Source organism: Rhodococcus sp. KRD197 (assembly GCF_017168235.1).
Lineage (GTDB): Bacteria > Actinomycetota > Actinomycetes > Mycobacteriales > Mycobacteriaceae > Rhodococcoides.
In genome coordinates this window covers 140,708-160,872 of record NZ_JABFAO010000011.1, presented here as the reverse complement: position 1 = coordinate 160,872, position 20,165 = coordinate 140,708, and the positions used below count along the sequence as shown (strand labels likewise).

Sequence of the window (20,165 nt, the reverse complement as noted above, 5' to 3'; positions counted from 1 at the left end):
CCTACAAGCACGAACAAGGATTTCACGAGTGGATGAGGTGAATCGATGACCGAACCAGTACGCGTCATGGTGGAGACAGCTGCCCCGTATCCGGTGATCATCGGCAGGGGACTGCTGACGGATCTTGTCGAGGAACTCGTCGGGGTGGCAACGGTCGCCATCTTCCATCAACCTCCTCTCGCCGAGACCGCCGAGGCTGTGCGGGCAGCGCTCGCCGAAAAGGGGATCGACGCGCACCGGATCGAAATTCCCGACGCCGAGGACGGCAAGGAACTCGCCGTCGCGGGATTCTGCTGGGAGGTGCTGGGCCGAATCGGGATGACACGAAGCGATGCCGTCGTCAGCCTCGGCGGGGGAGCTGCGACCGATCTGGCCGGGTTCGTCGCGGCGACCTGGATGCGCGGAGTCAAGATCGTGCACGTCCCGACGACGCTGTTGGCGATGGTCGACGCCGCGGTCGGCGGAAAGACAGGGATCAACACCGAGGCAGGGAAGAACCTGGTCGGATCGTTCCACGAGCCGGCCGCAGTGTTGATCGACCTCGCGACACTGGAAACCGTGCCGCGAAACGAAATCGTCGCCGGACTCGCGGAGGTCATCAAGACCGGGTTCATTGCCGACCCGGTGATACTCGACTTGATCGAAGCCGACCCCGAGGCGGCACTCGATCCGTCCGGGGCAGTGCTTCCCGAGCTGATTCGACGCTCTGTCGAGGTGAAGGCCCGCGTGGTCGCCGCCGACCTTCGCGAGGCCAGCTTGCGTGAAATCCTCAATTACGGACACACCCTCGGTCATGCGATCGAGCGTCGCGAGCGGTACCGGTGGCGTCACGGCGCAGCGGTCGCCGTCGGACTGGTCTTCGCTGCGGAACTGGGCCGATTGGCGGGGCGCCTGGATGACGCCACGGCGGACCGTCATCGCACCGTGCTCGAGGCAGTGGGTCTGCCCACGAGCTATGACGCGGACGCTTTCGGGGACCTGCTCAAGGGCATGCAGTCGGACAAGAAGAACCGCGCCGGTGTCCTTCGGTTCGTCGTGCTCGATGGCCTCGCCAAGCCTGGACGACTAGAAGGACCCGATCCGTCCCTGCTCGTCGCCGCGTACTCGGCCATCGCCAAGAGCGAGACCGATCCATCGCCGACGGGGATCATGCTCTAGCGCCGATCACCTTTTCGCGCCGACACAAAGCGAGACCCCGCGCACGCGCTGCGCGGGGTCTCGCTTTGTGTCGGAGATGAGAGTTGCTTATCGAGTCTTGCGCGGATCGCCTGCATCTGGGTCGACGGCTTGGAAGACCTCGGTGTCGGCATTGGCATCGCCATCGGACCACTGCGACCTCTGCTGCGGAGCCGACGCGGCACCGACGTGGTGGTGGTGTTCTGCGCGCACCTTGTCGCGTTCTTCGAGCTTCTTCTTCGCTTCGCGGTTGGCGAGCATGCGTCCGAAGAACACCGCTGCCGTTGCGGGAATGAAGACAAGCAGAATGGTGAACGCCGCACCCGAGGTCAGCTCGAACACCAACGTGTTCTGGCCGAGGCTGAAGTCGACGATCAGCTGGAGGAACCAGGTGATCGCGCCGGCTGTCAGTCCAGCGAAGACAGCTGCCTTCAACCACACCATTGCCAGATCCGCACTGTCGTCGGGATCCGGATTGGCGCGCCGATCTCTGATGCCGTCGAGCCCCGCCCACACGATCACGACCAGCAGCACAGTTGCCAACCCCAGCCAACGCATCTGCGATCCGTGCAGCGGCCACTGCGTCACAGCGGCCCCGAGCAGAATTCGCACCCCTACGTTGACCAGACACATTCCGATTCCGCGTACCACCCACCCTGTCATGGGGGACAGCCTATCCGTAGCTCGCCGTAGCTGTGTCCCACCCCACAAAACACGTCCCTACGCGCCGCAGCGAGGCCTCGCTGCGGCGGTACCTTGTAGCGATGGCTGTAGATTTTCGCGGCAGACGCGCCGCGCTCCGACGCATCATGGAAACCAACGATCTCGCGTCCCTGCTCGTCACCGACCTGCTCAACATCCGGTACCTGACGGGATTCACCGGGTCCAACGCTGCGTTGCTCGTCTCGGCGCAGGATTCGCCGGTCAACGAGGACCACACCGTCGTCTGCACCGACGGCCGCTATGTGACTCAGGTGGCCGAGCAGGTGCCGGATCTACGTGCAGTCATAGATCGTGGCTCGGCTGCGTACCTCCTGCGCAGCGACGCAGCACCTCGCGCAGAGCGGGTCGGTTTCGAGTCGCACGTGGTGACGGTGGATCAGCACCTGTCCTGGACGCGGATCGACGACTCCTTGAATCTGGTTCGTAGTCCGGGCCTCGTCGAGGAGCTTCGAATGGTCAAGGACGAACACGAGATCGCACTGCTCCGCGAGGCTTGCCGGGCCGCCGACGCGGCGTTCGCGCAGCTGATCGAGCGCGAAAGCATTCGAGCCGGCCGCACCGAACTCGCCGTCGCACGCGAGCTCGAGGGTGCGATGATCGAACACGGCGCGGACGGCATCTCCTTCGAGACGATCGTCGCAACCGGCTCGAACTCCGCGGTTCCGCACCACCGGCCGACCGCCGCTGTGCTCGCGCACGGCGATTTCGTGAAGTTCGATTTCGGCGCACTCGTCGGGGGATACCACTCGGACATGACACGAACTGTCGTCATCGGTGCCGCGTCGGACTGGCAGAAGGACCTGTACGAGCTCGTGCTCCGGTCGCAAACCGCCGGCCGCGAGGCCCTCGCCCCAGGGGTCGAGACTGCAAGCGTCGATGCGGCGGCGCGGTCGGTGATCACCGCAGCCGGCTTCGGAGAGCTCTTCCTGCACGGCCTCGGGCATGGTGTCGGACTCGAAATCCACGAAGCGCCGGGCATCGCCAAGTCGAGCACCGGTACACTGCAGTGCGGTGCAGCCGTGACCGTCGAACCGGGTGTGTACTTCTCCGGGCGCGGAGGCGTCCGGATCGAAGACACGCTCATCGTTCGTGACAACGGTCCTGAGCTGCTCACCATGACCAGCAAGGAACTTACTTTCGTCTGACGCACGGCGGTTCGTCCGTAGAAGAACCTACGGCCTTGGTCACGACCGAGATTCCAGACCCACTTGCGCCTACCGCGCACACGAGAACACGAGGAGACGTCAGAACCTGTGGCTTCCACCAGCGATTTCAAGAACGGCCTTGTCCTGAGCATCGACGGACAGCTGTGGTCGATCATCGAGTTTCAGCACGTCAAGCCGGGCAAGGGCCCTGCGTTCGTGCGCACGAAGCTCAAGAACGTGCTGTCGGGCAAGGTCGTCGACAAGACGTTCAACGCCGGTGTGAAGGTGGACACCGCGGTGGTCGATCGTCGCGATATGACCTACCTGTACCACGACGGAAGTGACTACGTCTTCATGGACGGGGACACCTACGACCAGATCTCGATCTCCGAAGCGACCGTCGGTGACGGCGCGCGATTCATGCTCGAGAACATGCAGGTCCAGGTCGCCACCCATGAGGATGTTCCGCTCTACGTCGAGTTGCCGGTCACCGTCGAGCTCGAGGTCAAGCACACCGACCCCGGCCTGCAGGGTGACCGCTCGACCGGTGGCACCAAGCCGGCGACACTCGAGACCGGTGCCGAGGTATCGGTCCCGCTGTTCATCAACACCGGCGACAAGCTGAAGATCGACTCGCGCGACGGAAACTACCTGGGACGCGTGAATTCCTAGCGTGTCCCCGAAAAACTTGTCCCCGAAGAACGTGTCAGCTCAACCGACGAAGAAGCTCGGTGCACGCCACAAGGCACGCAAGCGAGCAGTCGACTTCCTGTTCGAGGCCGAGGCGCGAGATGCCGACCCCGTCGACCTCGCCAGGGAGCGCATCGAGCTCGCACGCGGCGACGACTCCATCGCACCGGTGAGCGAGTACACCCAGACGCTCGTCGGTGGCGTTGCGGAGAACCTCGACAGGCTCGACAGCGTCATCTCGGATCACCTCAACGATTGGACACTCAATCGTCTGCCCGCCGTCGATCGCGCGATCCTGCGCGTCGCGGTATGGGAGTTGTTCCACGCAGTCGATGTGCCGCCGGTGGTGGCGGTGGACGAGGCCGTCGAGCTGGCCAAGCAGTTGTCCACCGATGATTCGCCGTCTTTCGTCAACGGTGTACTCGGTCAGATCGTATTGGTTGCACCCCAGGTCCGAGCCGCAGCCGCCGCGGTGTCCTCGCGTCCGCTCGACGCCTCCGATGGTGAGATCGAGCCGGCCGACCGGGCCGAGGACGCACACGGCGGCTCCGCGACGTAATCGTGCTCACGTCGGGCGTCCCGAGTGCGTGATGAGCGGCGTGTCATTGCTAGGCTGATGCACTGTCAGACATCCTTTAACGATCCGTCCAGAGAGGCGGAGAAGGAGGTCGTAGTTTGCCTGCGCCCGATTCATCCTCCCCATCCGAGTCTTCCCCGCTCGAGTCGTCCCAGCCTCGAGCCTCTCGTGAGCTTCTGTCCGCTGCAGATGTCGGCCGGACCATCGCTCGGATGGCGCATCAGATAATCGAGAAGTCGGCGTTGGATTCCACGGATGCTCCCCGGGTCGTCCTGCTGGGCATCCCCACCCGCGGCACGTCACTCGCCGAACGCCTGGCCGACCGGATCGAGGCGTTCTCCGGGGTGCGGCCTCCGGTGGGCTCGCTGGACATCACGCTCTACCGGGACGACCTACGCGGCAAACCGCACCGCCCCCTCGAACGCACGTCTGTTCCACCCGGGGGCGTGGACGGGTCTCTGGTGGTGCTCGTGGACGACGTTCTCTTCTCGGGTCGCACAGTCCGCTCGGCTCTCGATGCGCTCCGAGATCTCGGCCGTCCCCGCGCGGTTCAGCTGGCGGTTCTCATCGACCGCGGTCACCGGGAGCTCCCGCTGCGGGCCGACTACGTCGGAAAGAACGTGCCGACGGCGCGCACCGAGGATGTTTCGGTCGAGCTGACCGAACACGACGGCCACGACGCAGTCAGGCTGTTCGACGGGAGGACGCCGCGGTGAAGCATCTGCTGTCCGTCGCCGATCTCACCGCCGAGTCCGCCACAGAACTTCTCGACGAGGCCGACCGGTTCGAGCAGGCGCTGCTCGGTCGTGAAGTCAAGAAGCTCCCCACCCTGCGCGGCCGCACGATCATGACGGTGTTCTTCGAGAACTCGACACGTACCCGTGTGTCCTTCGAGGTGGCGGGCAAGTGGATGAGCGCTGACGTCATCAACGTCAGTGCGAGCAGCTCGTCGGTGAGCAAAGGGGAGTCCCTGCGCGATACCGCCATGACCCTGCGCGCGGCGGGAGCCGACGCGCTGGTGGTGCGGCACCCATCCTCGGGTGCAGCCCATCAGATCGCTGCCTGGACGGCAGGTCAGAGTGAGAGCGGTGCGCTCGGGAGTTCCGCAGGCTCCACTTCGGGCGGACCCGCGGTGATCAATGCCGGCGACGGCACGCACGAGCATCCCACGCAAGCGCTGCTCGATGCCCTTACGCTCCGTCAGCGTCTGGGTTCGATCGCAGGCAAACGCATCGGAATCGTCGGGGACATCCTGCACAGTCGGGTCGCTCGATCCAATGCGATTCTGCTCTCGACGCTGGGCGCGGAGGTCGTGCTCATCGCGCCCCCGACTCTGCTTCCGGTCGGCGCATCGACGTGGCCGGTTCGTCTCTCGCATCACATCGATGCCGAGCTACCCGCCCTGGACGCGGTGCTGATGCTTCGAGTTCAAGCGGAGCGCATGAACGGTGGATTCTTCCCATCCCCCAAGGAGTATTCGCTCACTTACGGGCTGTCCCAGAAGAGAATGGACCTGCTGCCCGAGCATGCCGTAGTACTGCATCCGGGGCCGATGCTGCGCGGGATGGAAATAGCCGCCTCGGTCGCAGATTCCCCCAGAACTGCTGTTCTGCAACAGGTTACGAACGGAGTGCACGTGCGCATGGCGGTCTTGTTCCGATTGCTCGTCGGCTCGGACGGAGGTTCGCTGTGAGTGTGCTGCTGCGCGGGGTGTTGATCTACGGGGAAGCGCCCGTGACGGATGTTCTCATCGACGACGGCCAAATCGTCGCCATCGGATCAGATCTCGATGTCGATGGTGCGGGAGTCGATGGTGCGGATGTCGAGATTGTCGATGCCGTCGGTCACATCCTGCTGCCCGGCTTCGTCGACCTCCACACGCATCTTCGCGAGCCGGGCCGAGAAGACACCGAGACGATCGAAACAGGCTCGGCAGCTGCAGCTCTGGGTGGCTTCACGGCGGTATTCGCCATGGCGAACACCTCACCGGTCGCCGACTCCGTGGTCATCACCGACCATGTTTGGCGTCGCGGTCAGGAAGTCGGCCTGGTCGACGTCCACCCTGTCGGTGCTGTCACCGTCGGGCTCGAAGGCAAGCAACTTGCCGAGATGGCAACCATGGCAGCCGGCGTCGGCAAGGTCCGGATGTTCTCCGACGACGGCCACTGTGTCGCCGATCCGCTGATCATGCGCCGAGCCCTCGAATACTCGAGCTCGCTCGGCGTGCTCATCGCGCAACATGCCGAGGAACCGCGGCTCACCGTCGGTTCGATTGCGCACGAAGGCCCGACGGCGGCGCGCTTGGGTCTGGCGGGATGGCCGCGTGCAGCCGAGGAGTCGATCGTCGCTCGCGATGCGCTGCTGGCCCGCGATGCGGGGGCGAGGGTGCACATCTGCCACGCCTCGACCGCGGGGACGGTGGAACTGCTGAAGTGGGCGCGTGGACAGGGCATCTCGATCACCGCCGAGGTGACGCCGCATCATCTGCTGCTGGACGATTCCCGGTTGGAGACCTACGACGCCGTCAACAAGGTCAATCCGCCGCTTCGTGAGCCCTCGGACCTCGACGCGCTGCGGCGCGGTCTCGCCGACGGCACCATCGACTGCGTCGCGACCGACCACGCACCGCATGCCGAGCAGGAAAAGTGCTGCGAGTTCTCCCAGGCCAGGCCGGGGATGTTGGGGCTCGAGACTGCCTTGGCCATCGTCGCGCAGACCATGGTCGAGCCGGGCCTGCTCGACTGGCGCGGCGTTGCGCGTGTGATGAGCGAGCGTCCCGCGGAGATCGTCGGACTTGCCGACCAGGGTCGGCCGATCGAGGTCGGTGAGATCGCGAACCTCACCGTGGTCGATCCGAAGGCGACCTGGACGGTGACCGGCAAGGGACTCGCCAGTATCTCGGACAACACTCCCTACGAGTCGATGACGTTCTCGGCCAAGGTGACCACGACGCTGCTCCGCGGCCGAGTCACTGCTCGCGACGGCATCCCTCGCACCGGGACGGAGGCCTGACCCTATGGACAGAGTTCTGATCGTCATCGCCTTCGTCATCTTCTGGATCGCGATGATCGCCCTCATCTTCTGGGGTTGGCGCGGTCGTCAGAAGCGCCAGGCCGAGACAATTGGCGAATTGCCGGCGGTGCCGGCCGACCTGGGCGCGACACTGATCGAGCCGTCGACCGGGTTGTACGTCGGCAGCACGATTGCCCCGAGTTGGCAGGACCGTATCGCAGTCGGCGACATCGGCCACCGCGCGATCGCCGAGCTTTCTCGGCACGAGCGGGGAATCCTCCTCACCCGCACCGGAGAGTCGACTATCTGGATACCGCGCGAGTCCGTGCGCGCGATACGCACCGAGCGCGGCCTTGCCGGCAAGGTCATGAGCAAGGACGGCCTCCTGGTCATCCGCTGGGAATTGCCGACAGGAACCGAAATCGACACGGGCTTCCGCGCAGACGACAAGGGTGTGTACCCGATCTGGGTACACACCGATACCGACACGAACGAATCTAAGGAGACAACCGCGTGAGCAGCGCAGTTCTTGTTCTGGAGGACGGCCGGACGTTCCGCGGCACCACCTTCGGGGCACAGGGCCGGACGCTCGGTGAAGCCGTGTTCTGCACGGGTATGACCGGGTACCAGGAAACACTGACCGATCCCAGCTACCACCGCCAGATCATCGTCGCCACGGCGCCCCAGATCGGTAACACCGGCTGGAACGAGGAAGACGGCGAAGCGGCGAGCGCGGAGAACCCCAACAAGATCTGGGCTGCCGGATTCGTCGTTCGCGACCCGGCCCGCCGTGTGTCGAGTTGGCGCGCAACCGGTTCGCTGCAGGATCAACTCGATGCTCAGAACATCGTCGGCATCGCCGGGATCGACACCCGCGCGCTCGTTCGGCACCTGCGCACCCGAGGGTCCATGCGTGCCGGTGTCTTCTCCGGTGACGCACTCGGAACCGCGGAGGAGATGCTGGAGCAAGTGGTGGGTCAGGCCACGATGCTCGGCGCCGATCTAGCCGGTGAGGTGACCACCGATGTGAGCTACACCATCGAACCCGCCGGTGAAGCGCGCTTCACCGTGGTGGCGGTGGATCTCGGCATCAAGACCAACACCCCACGCATGTTCGCCGAGCGCGGCATTCGCGTGCACGTCGTCCCGTCGGCCACCAGCATCGAACAGGTGCTGGAGTTGAACCCGGACGGTGTCTTCCTTTCCAACGGCCCGGGCGATCCGGCAACCGCCGACTCGAATGTCGCCCTGACTCGTCAGGTACTCGAGCGAGAGCTGCCACTGTTCGGCATCTGCTTCGGCAACCAGATTCTCGGTCGCGCGCTCGGACGTTCGACCTACAAGATGAAGTTCGGTCACCGAGGCATGAACATCCCCGTCATCGAACACGCCACCGGTCGCATCGCCATCACGGCACAGAACCACGGGTTCGCGCTAGAGGGTGAGGCGGGCGAGGAGTTCGACAGCGACTTCGGGCGTGCGCGGATCAGCCACACCTGCGCGAACGACGGGACAGTCGAGGGCGTCGAACTGCTCGGCGGTAGCGCCTTCTCGGTCCAGTACCACCCGGAGGCTGCGGCAGGTCCGCACGACGCCGCCTACCTGTTCGATCGTTTCACTTCAGTGCTCGAGGGAGTTGACAAGTAATGCCACGCCGCAGCGATCTGGGCCACGTCCTGGTGATCGGTTCGGGGCCGATCGTCATCGGTCAGGCCTGTGAGTTCGACTATTCCGGAACCCAGGCTTGCCGGGTGCTCCGCGAGGAGGGGCTGCGCGTCAGCCTGGTCAATTCGAACCCCGCAACGATCATGACCGACCCGGAGTTCGCGGACGCGACGTACGTCGAGCCGATCACCCCGGATTTCATCGAAAAGATCTTCGTTCGGGAGGCTGCTCAAGGCCACCCGATCGACGCCGTTCTCGCGACCCTCGGCGGTCAGACAGCTCTCAATGCTGCCGTGGGACTGCACGATCAGGGCATCCTCGCCAAGTACGACGTCGAGTTGATCGGCGCGGACTTCGACGCCATCCAGCGCGGTGAAGACCGTCAGATGTTCAAGGACATCGTCGCCAAGGTCGGTGGCGAGTCGGCTAAATCGGCTGTCTGCTACACCATGGACGAAGTGCGCGACGCCGTCGACGAACTCGGTTTCCCGGTCGTGGTTCGGCCATCGTTCACGATGGGCGGGCTCGGCTCGGGGTTGGCGTACAACGACGCCGATCTGACCCGCATCGCGGGCGGCGGCCTGTCGGCATCGCCGACCGCGAATGTGCTCATCGAGGAGTCCATCCTCGGGTGGAAAGAATACGAACTCGAGCTGATGCGCGACGGTCGCGACAACGTCGTCATCATCTGCTCGATCGAGAACGTCGATCCGGTCGGCGTGCACACCGGTGACTCGGTCACGGTCGCACCGGCCATGACGCTCACCGACCGCGAGTACCAGAAGATGCGCGACCTCTCCATCGACATCCTCAGGGAGGTCGGCGTCGACACCGGTGGCTGCAACATCCAGTTCGCGATGGATCCGGCCGACGGTCGCCTCGTCGTCATCGAGATGAACCCACGTGTGTCGCGCTCGTCGGCCCTGGCATCGAAGGCCACCGGATATCCGATCGCGAAGATGGCCGCGAAACTTGCCATTGGTTACACGCTCGACGAGATCGTGAACGACATCACCCGCGAAACACCGGCCTGCTTCGAGCCGACGCTCGACTACGTGGTCGTCAAGGCCCCGCGGTTCGCGTTCGAGAAGTTCCCCGGCGCCGACGGCACTCTCACCACGACGATGAAATCCGTCGGCGAGGCCATGTCGATCGGCCGTAACTTCACCGAGGCGTTCGGCAAGGTGATGCGTTCGCTCGAGACCAAGCGCGCGGGTTACTGGACCGGTCCGGAGGTGGAGGCAGACAGCCTCGAGGAACTGCTGCAGGATCTCTCGGTTCCGCAGGACGGCCGGATGTACGGCATCGAGAAGGCCTTCGCGATGGGTGCCACCCTCGAGCAACTGTTCGAGGCCACGAAGATCGATCCGTGGTTCCTGGATCAGTTCCAGCAGATCCACGAGCTCGGCAACGAGCTTCGCGCCGCGGAAGACTTCGACGAGGCACTGCTGCGTCAGGCCAAGTATCACGGGCTCTCCGATCGTCAGATCGCAGCTCTGCGACCGGAACTGGTCGACGAGGACGGCGTTCGAGCCTTGCGCGAGGCGCTCGGTGTCCACCCCGTGTACAAGACCGTCGACACCTGCGCTGCCGAGTTCGAGGCGAAGACGCCGTATCACTACGGCACCTACGAGCTCGATCCGTATGCCGAGTCCGAGGTTGCCGAGCAGCGCGAGCGCGAGAAGGTCATCATCCTGGGCTCCGGTCCCAACCGCATCGGCCAGGGAATCGAGTTCGACTACTCCTGTGTGCACGCGGCGCAGACTCTGTCCGAGGCCGGTTACGAGACCGTCATGATCAACTGCAATCCCGAGACGGTCTCCACCGACTACGACACTGCCGATCGCCTGTATTTCGAACCCCTGACCTTCGAGGACGTGTTCGAGGTCTTCCGCGCGGAGTCGCAGTCCGGCAACGTCGTGGGCGTGATCGTGCAGTTGGGTGGCCAGACACCTCTCGGTCTCGCAAAGCGTTTGAAGGCGGCGGGAGTTCCCATAGTCGGTACCAGTCCCGAGGCTATCGACCTCGCTGAGGACCGCGGCGAATTCGGACGGGTTCTCACCGAGGCAGGGCTCCCGGCACCGAAATTCGGGACGGCGACGACGTTCGACGGTGCCCGAGAGATCGCCGGTGGCATCGGCTACCCGGTGCTCGTGCGCCCGTCGTACGTGCTCGGTGGACGCGGCATGGAGATCGTCTACGACGAGGCCTCGCTGGCCGACTACATCTCTCGGGCCACGGAAATCTCCCACGATCGACCGGTTCTGGTCGACCGTTTCCTCGAGGACGCAGTCGAAATCGATGTCGACGCCCTGTGCGACGGCACCGAGGTCTACCTCGGCGGCGTGATGGAGCACATCGAGGAGGCGGGAATCCACTCGGGCGATTCCGCTTGCGCGCTGCCCCCGATCACCCTGGGCCGCTCCGACATCGAGAACGTGCGACGCTCGACCGAACTGCTCGCGAAGGGGATCGGCGTCAAGGGTCTGTTGAACGTCCAGTACGCGCTCAAGGACGACATCCTCTACGTCCTCGAAGCGAACCCCCGTGCCAGCCGTACCGTGCCGTTCGTGTCCAAGGCTACGGCGGTGCAGTTGGCCAAGGCGTGCGCCCGGGTGATGCTGGGGGAATCGATCGCGGATCTGCGCGCGAGCGGAATGCTCCCGGCTGTCGGCGACGGCGGCACCACCCCCCTCGACGCACCCATTGCGGTCAAGGAAGCGGTTCTGCCGTTCAATCGATTCCGTCGTGCGGACGGCACCGGGGTGGACACACTGCTGAGCCCGGAGATGAAATCGACCGGTGAGGTGATGGGAATCGACGCCGATTTCGGCACCGCCTTCGCCAAGAGCCAGACTGCGGCGTACGGATCGCTGCCGCTCTCCGGCGCAGTGTTCGTATCGGTGGCCAACAAGGACAAGCGTTCGTTGATCTTCCCGGTCAAGCGGCTCGCGGACCTCGGGTTCACGATTCTGGCCACCGACGGCACCGCAGAGGTTCTGCGACGCAACGGTATTGCGTGCGAGAAGGTGTACAAGCAGTCCGGTGAAGAGGTACCCGCCGGCGAATCGACGATCGTCGACAAGATCCTCGCCGGTGATATCGCGATGGTGATCAACACCCCGTACGGCAACTCCGGCCCCCGCGTGGACGGATACGAAATCCGCAGTGCTGCGGTTGCGCAGAACATTCCGTGCATCACCACCGTCCAGGGTGCGTCGGCCGCCGTTCAGGGAATCGAGGCCGCGATCGCGGGGGACATCGGCGTGCGCTCGCTTCAAGACCTGCACGCCGCGCTTGCCGATCAGTCCAAGCAACAGAGCTCGGCGCCGAGGACATGAGCCGTCCGGGTAGCTGGTCGGAGCGTCTTCGCGCGGCGGTGGCCACGCGGGGGCGCCTGTGTGTGGGAATCGACCCGCACCCGTCGCTCCTGGAAGCTTGGGGATTGACTCCCGACGCGGACGGTCTCGAGGTGTTCGCCGAAACCTGCGTGGAAGCGTTCGTCGGTGAGGTGGCAGTGGTGAAGCCGCAGGTCGCGTTCTTCGAGGCGTACGGCAGTGCCGGCTACGCAGTGCTCGAACGCACCATCACGGTGTTGCGGGACGCGGGCACGCTGGTGGTTGCCGATGCCAAGCGTGGTGACATCGGCAGCACGATGACCGCGTATGCCCGCACCTGGCTCGGTGCGGATTCACCGCTGTCCTCGGACGCGATGACGGTGTCGCCGTACCTCGGATTCGACTCGCTGACCGAGACCTTCACCACCGCCGTGGACGCCGGTAGGGGAGTGTTCGTGCTCGCTCGGACGTCCAACGCCGAGGGTGCGGCCGTACAGGGCTCTGTTACCGATGGCCGGACCGTCGCTCAATCGATCGTCGACGACGCGGTCGCGTGCAACGAGGACGGCACGGAGACTGTGGGGCTCGTGATCGGTGCGACTCGGGACCACGGCCTGGATCTGTCCGCGTACTCCGGCCCGATTCTCGCGCCGGGACTGGGAGCGCAGGGTGCGCGCGCGGATGATCTCAGGCACATATTCACTGGTTCGCGAGAGCTTCTGCTGCCCAACTCCTCTCGCGGTGTGCTGAGTGCAGGGCCTTCGGTCGGAGCGTTGCAGGACGCGGCCCGGGCTTTGCGTGACGAGATCGAAACCGCGTTGGCATAGACCATCGGTTGTTCTGCTCCGGCCACGGGGGTGGGTTAGCCATCATCGCGCCGCGTGGGTACCGTCGCTATCGTTGCTGGTTATCGCTTGTCTTACAGCAGCAACGTGCACGGAGAACACTCGTGCATGTTTCATCGACGATGAGACGGAGGAAACGTGGCGCTTCCCCAACTGACCCCCGAGCAACGTGCAGCTGCGCTGGAAAAGGCTGCCGCCGCCCGCAAGGTGAGGGCCGAGCTCAAGGAGCGCCTCAAGCGAGGCGGGACCGATCTCAAGCAGGTGCTCAAGGATGCCGAGACGGACGAGATCCTCGGCAAGATGAAGGTCTCGGCTTTGCTCGAAGCGCTGCCCAAGGTCGGCAAGGTCAAGGCCCAGGAATTGATGACCGAACTGGAGATCGCACCCTCGCGCCGTCTTCGCGGGCTGGGTGACCGTCAGCGCAGAGCGCTGTTGACCAAATTCGATTTCGAGGCCTGAGTAAACAGGTGACCGCGGAGGTAGCGCACGTGTCCGACAGCGACGCGTCAGCAAGCAGGAGGGGTCGGCTGATAGTGCTGGCGGGTCCCTCCGGTGTCGGAAAGTCCAGTGTTGTCCGAGTTCTGCGACGTGTGCTGCCCGAGCTGTGGTTCAGCGTGTCGGTCACCACTCGAGATCCTCGGCCCGGTGAAGTGGACGGTGAGGACTACCACTTCGTGACTGCCGACGAGTTCGATCGCATGATCGAGGCTGGGGAGCTGCTCGAGTGGGCGAGCGTACACGGCGGTTTGCATCGCTCCGGTACGCCGGCAGAACCGGTCGAACGGGCTCTGGAGCAGGGGAAACCTGTTCTGTTGGAGCTCGACCTCGCGGGGGCCCGGGCGGTGCGCGTCTCCAAGCCGGAGGCAACGCTCGTGTTCATGGCTCCGCCGACCTGGGAGGATTTGGTGCATCGGCTGACCTCGCGGGCCACCGAGGAACCGGCCGCGACGGAGCGGAGGCTCGAGACTGCGAAGGTCGAGTTGGCGGCACAGAGCGAGTTCGACACGGTGGTTGTCAATACCGACGTCGACCATTCGTGCGAAGAGTTGGTATCCTTGTTGGTCGGTAGGTCGTCAGTCGGTTGATGCCGATCATTTTCGCGGTTCGACCTTGTACCAAGCAGCGGTTTCGCAGCACCAACGATGCAATTTCAGGAGATCAACAGTGAGCAGCACATCAGTGGCCGGTTCCGACTTCGACGCGCACAGCGCTCTCCCGGCTTACGACACGCCGCTCGGTATCACCAATCCTCCCATCGACGAGCTCCTTGCTCGCACGTCGTCGAAGTACGCCCTGGTGATCTATGCAGCCAAGCGTGCACGCCAGATCAACGACTACTACAACCAGCTCGGCGACGGCATCCTCGAATACGTCGGCCCTCTGGTGGAGCCGGGTCTGCAGGAGAAGCCGCTTTCGATCGCACTGCGTGAGATCCACGAGGACCTGCTCGAGCACACCGAAGGCGAATAAGACCGGTAAGGAATCAGCCGTTGCGCATAGTGGTCGGGGTGGGCGGTGGCATCGCCGCCTACAAGAGCTGTTCCCTCATTCGTAGTTTCACCGAGAGCGGCCATCACGTTCGGGTCGTCCCCACGGAGTCCGCGTTGGAGTTCGTGGGGCGCGCCACGTTCGAAGCCCTCTCGGGTAGTCCCGTCCACACGGGCGTCTTCAACGACGTCCCTGAGGTGCCGCACGTACGTCTCGGGCAAGAAGCGGATCTGGTCGTTGTGGCGCCTGCCACGGCAGACTTGATGGCGCGGATGGCTGGTGGGCGAGCAGACGACCTTCTCACCGCAACGTTGCTGACCGCCCGCTGTCCGGTGCTCGTGGCTCCGGCCATGCACACCGAGATGTGGGAGCACCCCGCCACAGTCGCAAACGTGGCGACACTGCGCAGTCGCGGCGTCACGGTGCTGGAGCCTGCATCAGGCCGTCTGACCGGCCGGGACACCGGTGCGGGTCGCCTTCCCGAGCCCGACGAGATCTTCGGACTCGCCATGTTGTTGGCCGAGCGCGCAGATTCCCTGCCTCGAGATTTGGTCGGCCGCAAGGTCGTGATCACCGCGGGTGGCACCCGTGAACCGCTCGATCCTGTCCGGTTTCTGGGCAATCGCAGCTCCGGGAAGCAGGGCTATGCGCTGGCCCGAGTCGCGGCCCAGCGCGGCGCGGATGTGACGTTGATTGCCGGTTTCACCACGGAACTGGCAGATCCTGCCGCCGTCGATGTCGTTCGGGTCAAGACTGCCCAGCAGATGCATACCGCCGTGGACAAGTTCGGACCGGAAGCAGATGCGATCGTCATGGCGGCCGCGGTAGCGGATTTCCGTCCCACCTCGATCGCCAGCAGCAAGATCAAGAAGGGTGGCGCCGAGGAACCGGATTCCATTCCGCTCACGCGCAACGAGGACATCCTCGCGGGTCTCGTCGACGCGCGTCGCGGTGGCCAGATTCGATCATCCACGGTGATCGTGGGATTCGCGGCCGAAACCGGAGACGAGCACGGTGACGTGCTCACCTATGCTCGAGCGAAACTCGCACGGAAGGGCTGTGACCTGCTGGTGGTCAACGCCGTCGGCGATGGGAAGGCTTTCGAGGTGGACCACAACGACGGGTGGTTGCTCGGATCGGACGGATCGGAGTCCGCGCTCGGTGAAGGTTCGAAAGCGCTGCTGGCCGGGCGTGTTCTGGATGCAGTGGTCTCGATTCTCCCGCCGTGCCCCACCCCGCCCTGAACGCTCGTTCGACGTCTATCGGCGTCGGACCGGGCATGCGCTCGCGCAGTTCGAATGACTAAAGTCGATGTGTCTCTTAACGCCCAGGTGCGATGCGTCGGTTGCAGTGATCGGTCGTAGGCCCAACTCGAGAGGAATTTCGTGAGCAAGTCCGGTAGTCGGCTCTTCACCAGTGAGTCCGTGACAGAGGGACACCCCGACAAGATCTGTGACGCGATCAGCGACTCGATTCTCGATGCACTGCTCGCCGAAGACCCGCGGGCGAGGGTGGCGGTGGAGACGCTCGTCACCACCGGTCAGGTCCACGTAGCCGGAGAGGTCAACACCACGGCCTGGGCAGACATCCCCAAGATCGTGCGCGAGAAGGTACTCGAAATCGGATACGACTCGTCGGCGAAGGGCTTCGACGGAAACTCCTGCGGAGTGAACGTGGCCATCGGGGCTCAGTCGCCCGAGATCGCTCAGGGCGTCGACCATTCGCACGAAGCTCGTGTGGAAGGTCTGTCGGACGACGAGATCGACCGTCAGGGTGCGGGCGACCAGGGGCTGATGTTCGGTTACGCGAACACCGACACCCCGGAACTGATGCCGCTTCCCATCTCGCTGGCGCACCGACTCTCTCGCCGTCTCACCGAGGTCCGCAAGAGTGGCGTACTGCCCTACCTGCGCCCGGACGGCAAGACTCAGGTCACCATCGAGTACGACGGCGACAACGCCGTGCGCCTGGACACCGTGGTCATTTCCACGCAGCATGCTGCCGACATCGACCTCGACAACTTGCTGACGCCGGACATTCGCAACAAGGTTCTCGACTCCGTCCTGTCGGAACTGAACGTTCCGACGCTGGACACTTCGAACATTCGTCTTCTGGTCAACCCGACCGGAAAATTCGTCCTCGGCGGCCCGATGGGCGACGCCGGACTCACCGGCCGCAAGATCATCGTCGACACCTACGGCGGCATGGCCCGTCACGGTGGCGGGGCATTCTCCGGCAAGGATCCGTCGAAAGTCGATCGCAGCGCGGCATACGCGATGCGTTGGGTTGCCAAGAACGCCGTGGCAGCGGGCCTCGCGGACCGCATCGAGGTTCAGGTTGCCTACGCCATCGGCAAGGCAGCTCCCGTCGGGTTGTTCGTCGAGACGTTCGGAACGGAGAAGACCGACCCCGCCCGCATCCAGGCGGCGATCTCCGAGGTGTTCGATCTGCGGCCCGGTGCGATCATCCGGGACCTCGATCTGCTGCGTCCCATCTATGCGCAGACGGCGGCGTACGGGCACTTCGGTCGTACGGATATCGATCTGCCGTGGGAATCGATCGACAGAGCTGACAAGCTGCGTGCCGCGGCGGGTCTCTGAGCCTGTCGGCGAATCGAACGGATCACGGCCGACCACCAAAGGTGTGCACCTGAGTGGGTCGGCGAGAGCGGCGGCACCCGAGCTTCCCGTAGCTCGGGTGCTGCCGCTTTTGCCGCTACCCCATCTGAACCGTGAGTTCGACTATCTCGTTCCAGCGGAATTCGACGAGGCTGCTGCCGTCGGGGTTCGGGTGCGCGTGCGATTTGCCGGCCGCCTCGTCGATGGGTTCATCGTCGGTCGGATTGCCGCCTCCGATCACCCGGGCAAGCTGGGTTATCTGGATCGTGTGGTGTCCGCCGAGCGGGTTCTGACACCGGAGATCGTCGATCTCGTCACAGCGGTCGCGCATCGCTATGCCGGGACCCGTGCGGATGTGCTGCGACTGGCAGTGCCGCCTCGGCACGCGAAGGTCGAGGCGGAGCCGGTGGTGGATCCGCCGAAAATCGCAGCGCCGGAGGTCGACCTGGACGCTTGGGCGTCCTACACCCATGGTGCCGCGTTTCTCGACGCCGTGGCCGCAGGCCGAAACCCGCGGGCGGCTTGGCAGGTGTTGCCGGGAGAGGACTGGCCTACGCGCATCGCCGAGTTGGCCGGGACATGCGCGGCGTCCGGGCGGAGTGCGCTTGTCGTCGTACCCGATCAGCGTGATCTCGATCGAGTTGCAGCGGCGTGCGAGGCGGTCAACGGTACTGATTCGGTGGTTGCACTCTCGGCGGGTCTCGGTCCTGCCAAGCGGTATCGACGCTGGTTGAGCGCTCTGCGGCGCGAGGTTTCCATAGTGGTCGGAACTCGAAGTGCGGTGTTTGCGCCTGTCCGAAATCTCGGTTTGATCGTGTTGTGGGACGACGGCGACGATGGGTACGCCGAGCCGCGCTCGCCGTACCCGCACGCGCGCGAGATCGCGCTGCTGCGTGCGCATGGAATCGGTTGCTCAGCGGTGCTGGCGGGGCATGCCCGGACAGCGGAGGCGGAAGCGCTCGTGGATGCGGGATGGGCACACGACCTCCTCGCGCCGCGTGCCGTCGTTCGCGAGCGCCAGCCGCACGTGGTTGCGCTGGCGGACAGCGACCATGCACTCGCTCGAGATCCCGGAGCGCGGGCAGCGCGACTGCCGGCCATTGCGTTCGATGCAGCACGTAACGCGCTGAAGAACGGGCTGGGCGTGCTCGTGCAGGTTCCGCGCGGAGGCTACGTTCCCTCGCTTGCGTGCGGAAAATGTCGCAATCCCGCGCGCTGCCGCCGCTGCAACGGGCCGCTCGCGCTGCCATCGGCGCCCGGGGCCGACGGTGCGGGAACGCCGACGTGTCGGTGGTGCGGCATCGCCGACGCCAATCATCGCTGCACGGTGTGCGGTTCGAGAACTCTGCGGGCAGTGGTGATCGGGGCGCACCGGACCGCCGAGGAACTGGGGCGGGCGTTTCCCGGCGTCCCGGTGCATACCTCCGGGGGCGCGACAGTGCTCGATTCGGTGGCGTCCGGCGCGAGCTTGGTCATCTCGACGGTGGGTGCCGAACCATCGACACCCGGTGGCTACGGTGCAGCGCTCCTGCTGGACGGTTGGGCTCTCCTCGGACGTGCGGATCTGCGGGCTGCGGAGGAGACACTGCGGCGCTGGATGACCGCTGGGGCGCTCGTGCGAGCCGGCGCGGACGGCGGCCGGGTGGTGGTGGTGGCGGAATCCGAGATCCCGACCGTCCAGGCGCTGGTTCGGTGGGATCCGGTCGGGCACGCTCGTGCTCAGCTCGACGAGCGAATCGAGGTCGGGTTCCCGCCGGCTGTGCATGTCGCCGCCGTCGATGGATCGAGCGCAGCGATCGCCGCCCTCGTGGAGGAGGCGGCGCTACCAGATGGCGTCGAGATCCTCGGACCGGTCGACCTTCCCGAGGGGCAGCGACATCCCGCGGGCGGGGGATCCGGGAGAGACGACGGTTTCGACGGCGACGTGCAGCGTCTGCTGTTGCGTGTGTCGCGCGGTTCGGGTGCCGCTCTTGCTCGCGCTCTCGCCGATGCGCAGGCGGTGCGCAGTGCGCGTAAGAACACCGAGTCGGTTCGCGTGCAGATAGACCCAATCCGAATCGGCTGACCCATCTGTGTCGACCGACTCCTTGTCGTAGGCATATTGTCGATATATCGTCAATATGTCACAACGATACGAAAGGGAACAGAGATGGAGAGCTTCTTCGATATACAGCCGGGCCCCGGTGAAGGTGATGGTCGTCATGGACGCCATGGACACGGCCGCCGTGGTCCTCATCCGAAGCGATCTCACGGGGGACGAGATCGGCGCGGGGGACATGAGTTCGGACACGACCTCGGTCGCGGCCGAGGCCGCGGCGGCCGCGGACGCCGCGGCGATGTTCGGGCCGCAATACTGGTCTTGCTCGACGAATCGCCGATGCACGGATACGAGTTGATCCAGCAGATAGTCGCGCGGAGCGACGGTGCCTGGAAGCCGAGTCCGGGATCGATCTATCCCGCGCTTGCTCAGTTGGAAGACGAGGGACTCGTGCTCATCGAGAGGATCGCGGGGCGCAAGACAGCGCAACTCACCGATGCGGGTCGTGCCCACGTCGCGGAGCACCGCACCGATCTGGGATCCCCGTGGGACGAGGTCAAAGAGAGTGTCGGGGGAGACGCCATCGACCTTCGCGGCTTGATCGGACTGTTGATGGGTGCGGCCGGGCAGGTTGCCGCAGTGGGTACTGCGCAGCAGGTCAAGGAGGCAGGTGAAGTTCTGAGCTCCGCGCGCCGGAAGCTGTACCGAATTCTGGCGGAGGAGGAGCGGCCTGATGCACCCGATTCGGGTTCGGACGACAACGAAGCCTGAGAGAGGGCTGCACCGCCGGGCATAGTGCGGAGCAGTGGTCCCTAGGCGGTGCAGTGGTCCCTAGGATGGGTAGTTCATT

At 64.8% G+C, this 20,165-nt stretch carries 19 protein-coding genes; 18 read left to right on the top strand and 1 reads right to left on the bottom strand.

Annotated elements, in window-relative coordinates; all coding sequences use genetic code 11:
- The first annotated feature begins 45 nt into the window (after window positions 1-45).
- Window positions 46-1,158, top strand: coding sequence for a 3-dehydroquinate synthase (aroB, locus tag J1M86_RS16520; protein ID WP_075838656.1), 1,113 nt, complete (start codon window positions 46-48; stop codon window positions 1,156-1,158).
- A gap of 87 nt (window positions 1,159-1,245) precedes the next feature.
- Here aroB and J1M86_RS16515 read toward each other — a convergent pair whose 3' ends face one another.
- A complete protein-coding gene (locus J1M86_RS16515; protein ID WP_206510677.1) occupies window positions 1,246-1,839 on the bottom strand; it encodes a B-4DMT family transporter in 594 nt (197 codons plus the stop codon).
- 101 nt (window positions 1,840-1,940) lie between these two features.
- On the opposite strand from J1M86_RS16515, the gene J1M86_RS16510 reads away from it, so the two are divergent.
- The 17 genes from J1M86_RS16510 to J1M86_RS16430 all read left to right on the top strand — a co-directional run bounded on the left by J1M86_RS16510 (window position 1,941) and on the right by J1M86_RS16430 (window position 20,086).
- The gene (locus J1M86_RS16510) at window positions 1,941-3,044 is read left to right on the top strand and encodes a Xaa-Pro peptidase family protein (RefSeq protein ID WP_206510676.1); all 1,104 of its coding nucleotides are present in this window, start codon (window positions 1,941-1,943) and stop codon (window positions 3,042-3,044) included.
- 108 nt (window positions 3,045-3,152) lie between these two features.
- On the top strand, window positions 3,153-3,716 hold the full coding sequence (gene efp / locus J1M86_RS16505; RefSeq protein WP_075838659.1) for an elongation factor P: 564 nt from the start codon (window positions 3,153-3,155) through the stop codon (window positions 3,714-3,716).
- A 31-nt stretch (window positions 3,717-3,747) separates the two neighbouring features.
- The gene (gene nusB / locus J1M86_RS16500; protein ID WP_206510675.1) at window positions 3,748-4,293 is read left to right on the top strand and encodes a transcription antitermination factor NusB; all 546 of its coding nucleotides are present in this window, start codon (window positions 3,748-3,750) and stop codon (window positions 4,291-4,293) included.
- A 116-nt stretch (window positions 4,294-4,409) separates the two neighbouring features.
- The gene (gene pyrR, locus J1M86_RS16495; protein ID WP_075838660.1) at window positions 4,410-5,027 is read left to right on the top strand and encodes a bifunctional pyr operon transcriptional regulator/uracil phosphoribosyltransferase PyrR; all 618 of its coding nucleotides are present in this window, start codon (window positions 4,410-4,412) and stop codon (window positions 5,025-5,027) included.
- A complete protein-coding gene (locus J1M86_RS16490; RefSeq protein ID WP_075838661.1) occupies window positions 5,024-6,004 on the top strand; it encodes an aspartate carbamoyltransferase catalytic subunit in 981 nt (326 codons plus the stop codon). Before pyrR ends, J1M86_RS16490 begins: the two co-directional genes overlap by 4 nt.
- Entirely contained in the window at window positions 6,001-7,323 is a 1,323-nt protein-coding gene (locus J1M86_RS16485; RefSeq protein ID WP_206510674.1) for a dihydroorotase, read from the top strand. The genes J1M86_RS16490 and J1M86_RS16485 overlap by 4 nt, the downstream gene beginning before the upstream one ends.
- 4 nt (window positions 7,324-7,327) lie before the next feature.
- Window positions 7,328-7,840 carry a transporter gene (locus J1M86_RS16480; protein WP_206510673.1) on the top strand — a complete coding sequence of 171 codons (513 nt, stop codon included), beginning with the start codon at window positions 7,328-7,330 and terminating at the stop codon, window positions 7,838-7,840.
- On the top strand, window positions 7,837-8,970 hold the full coding sequence (gene carA / locus J1M86_RS16475) for a glutamine-hydrolyzing carbamoyl-phosphate synthase small subunit (protein ID WP_206510672.1): 1,134 nt from the start codon (window positions 7,837-7,839) through the stop codon (window positions 8,968-8,970). The genes J1M86_RS16480 and carA overlap by 4 nt, the downstream gene beginning before the upstream one ends.
- Window positions 8,970-12,329 (top strand): carbamoyl-phosphate synthase large subunit, encoded by a 3,360-nt coding sequence (gene carB / locus J1M86_RS16470; RefSeq protein ID WP_206510671.1) that lies wholly within the window; start codon window positions 8,970-8,972, stop codon window positions 12,327-12,329. The genes carA and carB overlap by 1 nt, the downstream gene beginning before the upstream one ends.
- Window positions 12,326-13,153 (top strand): orotidine-5'-phosphate decarboxylase, encoded by an 828-nt coding sequence (gene pyrF, locus J1M86_RS16465; RefSeq protein WP_075838662.1) that lies wholly within the window; start codon window positions 12,326-12,328, stop codon window positions 13,151-13,153. The genes carB and pyrF overlap by 4 nt, the downstream gene beginning before the upstream one ends.
- Window positions 13,154-13,309: 156 nt before the next feature.
- Window positions 13,310-13,630 (top strand): integration host factor, actinobacterial type, encoded by a 321-nt coding sequence (gene mihF / locus J1M86_RS16460; protein WP_075838663.1) that lies wholly within the window; start codon window positions 13,310-13,312, stop codon window positions 13,628-13,630.
- A gap of 29 nt (window positions 13,631-13,659) precedes the next feature.
- Window positions 13,660-14,256, top strand: a complete 597-nt coding sequence (gene gmk / locus J1M86_RS16455) for a guanylate kinase (RefSeq protein WP_206510670.1) — start codon at window positions 13,660-13,662, stop codon at window positions 14,254-14,256.
- Between the two features lie 79 nt (window positions 14,257-14,335).
- Window positions 14,336-14,641: a DNA-directed RNA polymerase subunit omega gene (gene rpoZ / locus J1M86_RS16450; RefSeq protein WP_068376118.1), complete on the top strand. Its 306-nt coding sequence runs from the start codon at window positions 14,336-14,338 to the stop codon at window positions 14,639-14,641.
- A 20-nt stretch (window positions 14,642-14,661) separates the two neighbouring features.
- Window positions 14,662-15,903 carry a bifunctional phosphopantothenoylcysteine decarboxylase/phosphopantothenate--cysteine ligase CoaBC gene (gene coaBC, locus J1M86_RS16445; RefSeq protein ID WP_206510669.1) on the top strand — a complete coding sequence of 414 codons (1,242 nt, stop codon included), beginning with the start codon at window positions 14,662-14,664 and terminating at the stop codon, window positions 15,901-15,903.
- 141 nt (window positions 15,904-16,044) lie between these two features.
- Window positions 16,045-17,259, top strand: coding sequence for a methionine adenosyltransferase (gene metK, locus J1M86_RS16440; protein WP_075838665.1), 1,215 nt, complete (start codon window positions 16,045-16,047; stop codon window positions 17,257-17,259).
- A gap of 97 nt (window positions 17,260-17,356) precedes the next feature.
- A complete protein-coding gene (locus J1M86_RS16435) occupies window positions 17,357-19,342 on the top strand; it encodes a primosomal protein N' (RefSeq protein WP_307786662.1) in 1,986 nt (661 codons plus the stop codon).
- A gap of 84 nt (window positions 19,343-19,426) precedes the next feature.
- Window positions 19,427-20,086: a PadR family transcriptional regulator gene (locus tag J1M86_RS16430; protein WP_206510667.1), complete on the top strand. Its 660-nt coding sequence runs from the start codon at window positions 19,427-19,429 to the stop codon at window positions 20,084-20,086.
- Window positions 20,087-20,165: the final 79 nt, after the last annotated feature.

Excerpts from the sequence above, each read along its gene's own strand:
- J1M86_RS16510 (WP_206510676.1), top strand. The coding sequence starts at position 1,941 with ATGGCTGTAGATTTTCGCGGCAGACGCGCCGCGCTCCGACGCATCATG.
- J1M86_RS16480 (WP_206510673.1), top strand. The coding sequence starts at position 7,328 with ATGGACAGAGTTCTGATCGTCATCGCCTTCGTCATCTTCTGGATCGCG.
- J1M86_RS16430 (WP_206510667.1), top strand. The coding sequence starts at position 19,427 with ATGGAGAGCTTCTTCGATATACAGCCGGGCCCCGGTGAAGGTGATGGT.
- J1M86_RS16515 (WP_206510677.1), bottom strand. The coding sequence starts at position 1,839 with ATGACAGGGTGGGTGGTACGCGGAATCGGAATGTGTCTGGTCAACGTA.
- carB (WP_206510671.1), top strand. The coding sequence starts at position 8,970 with ATGCCACGCCGCAGCGATCTGGGCCACGTCCTGGTGATCGGTTCGGGG.
- aroB (WP_075838656.1), top strand. The coding sequence starts at position 46 with ATGACCGAACCAGTACGCGTCATGGTGGAGACAGCTGCCCCGTATCCG.
- pyrF (WP_075838662.1), top strand. The coding sequence starts at position 12,326 with ATGAGCCGTCCGGGTAGCTGGTCGGAGCGTCTTCGCGCGGCGGTGGCC.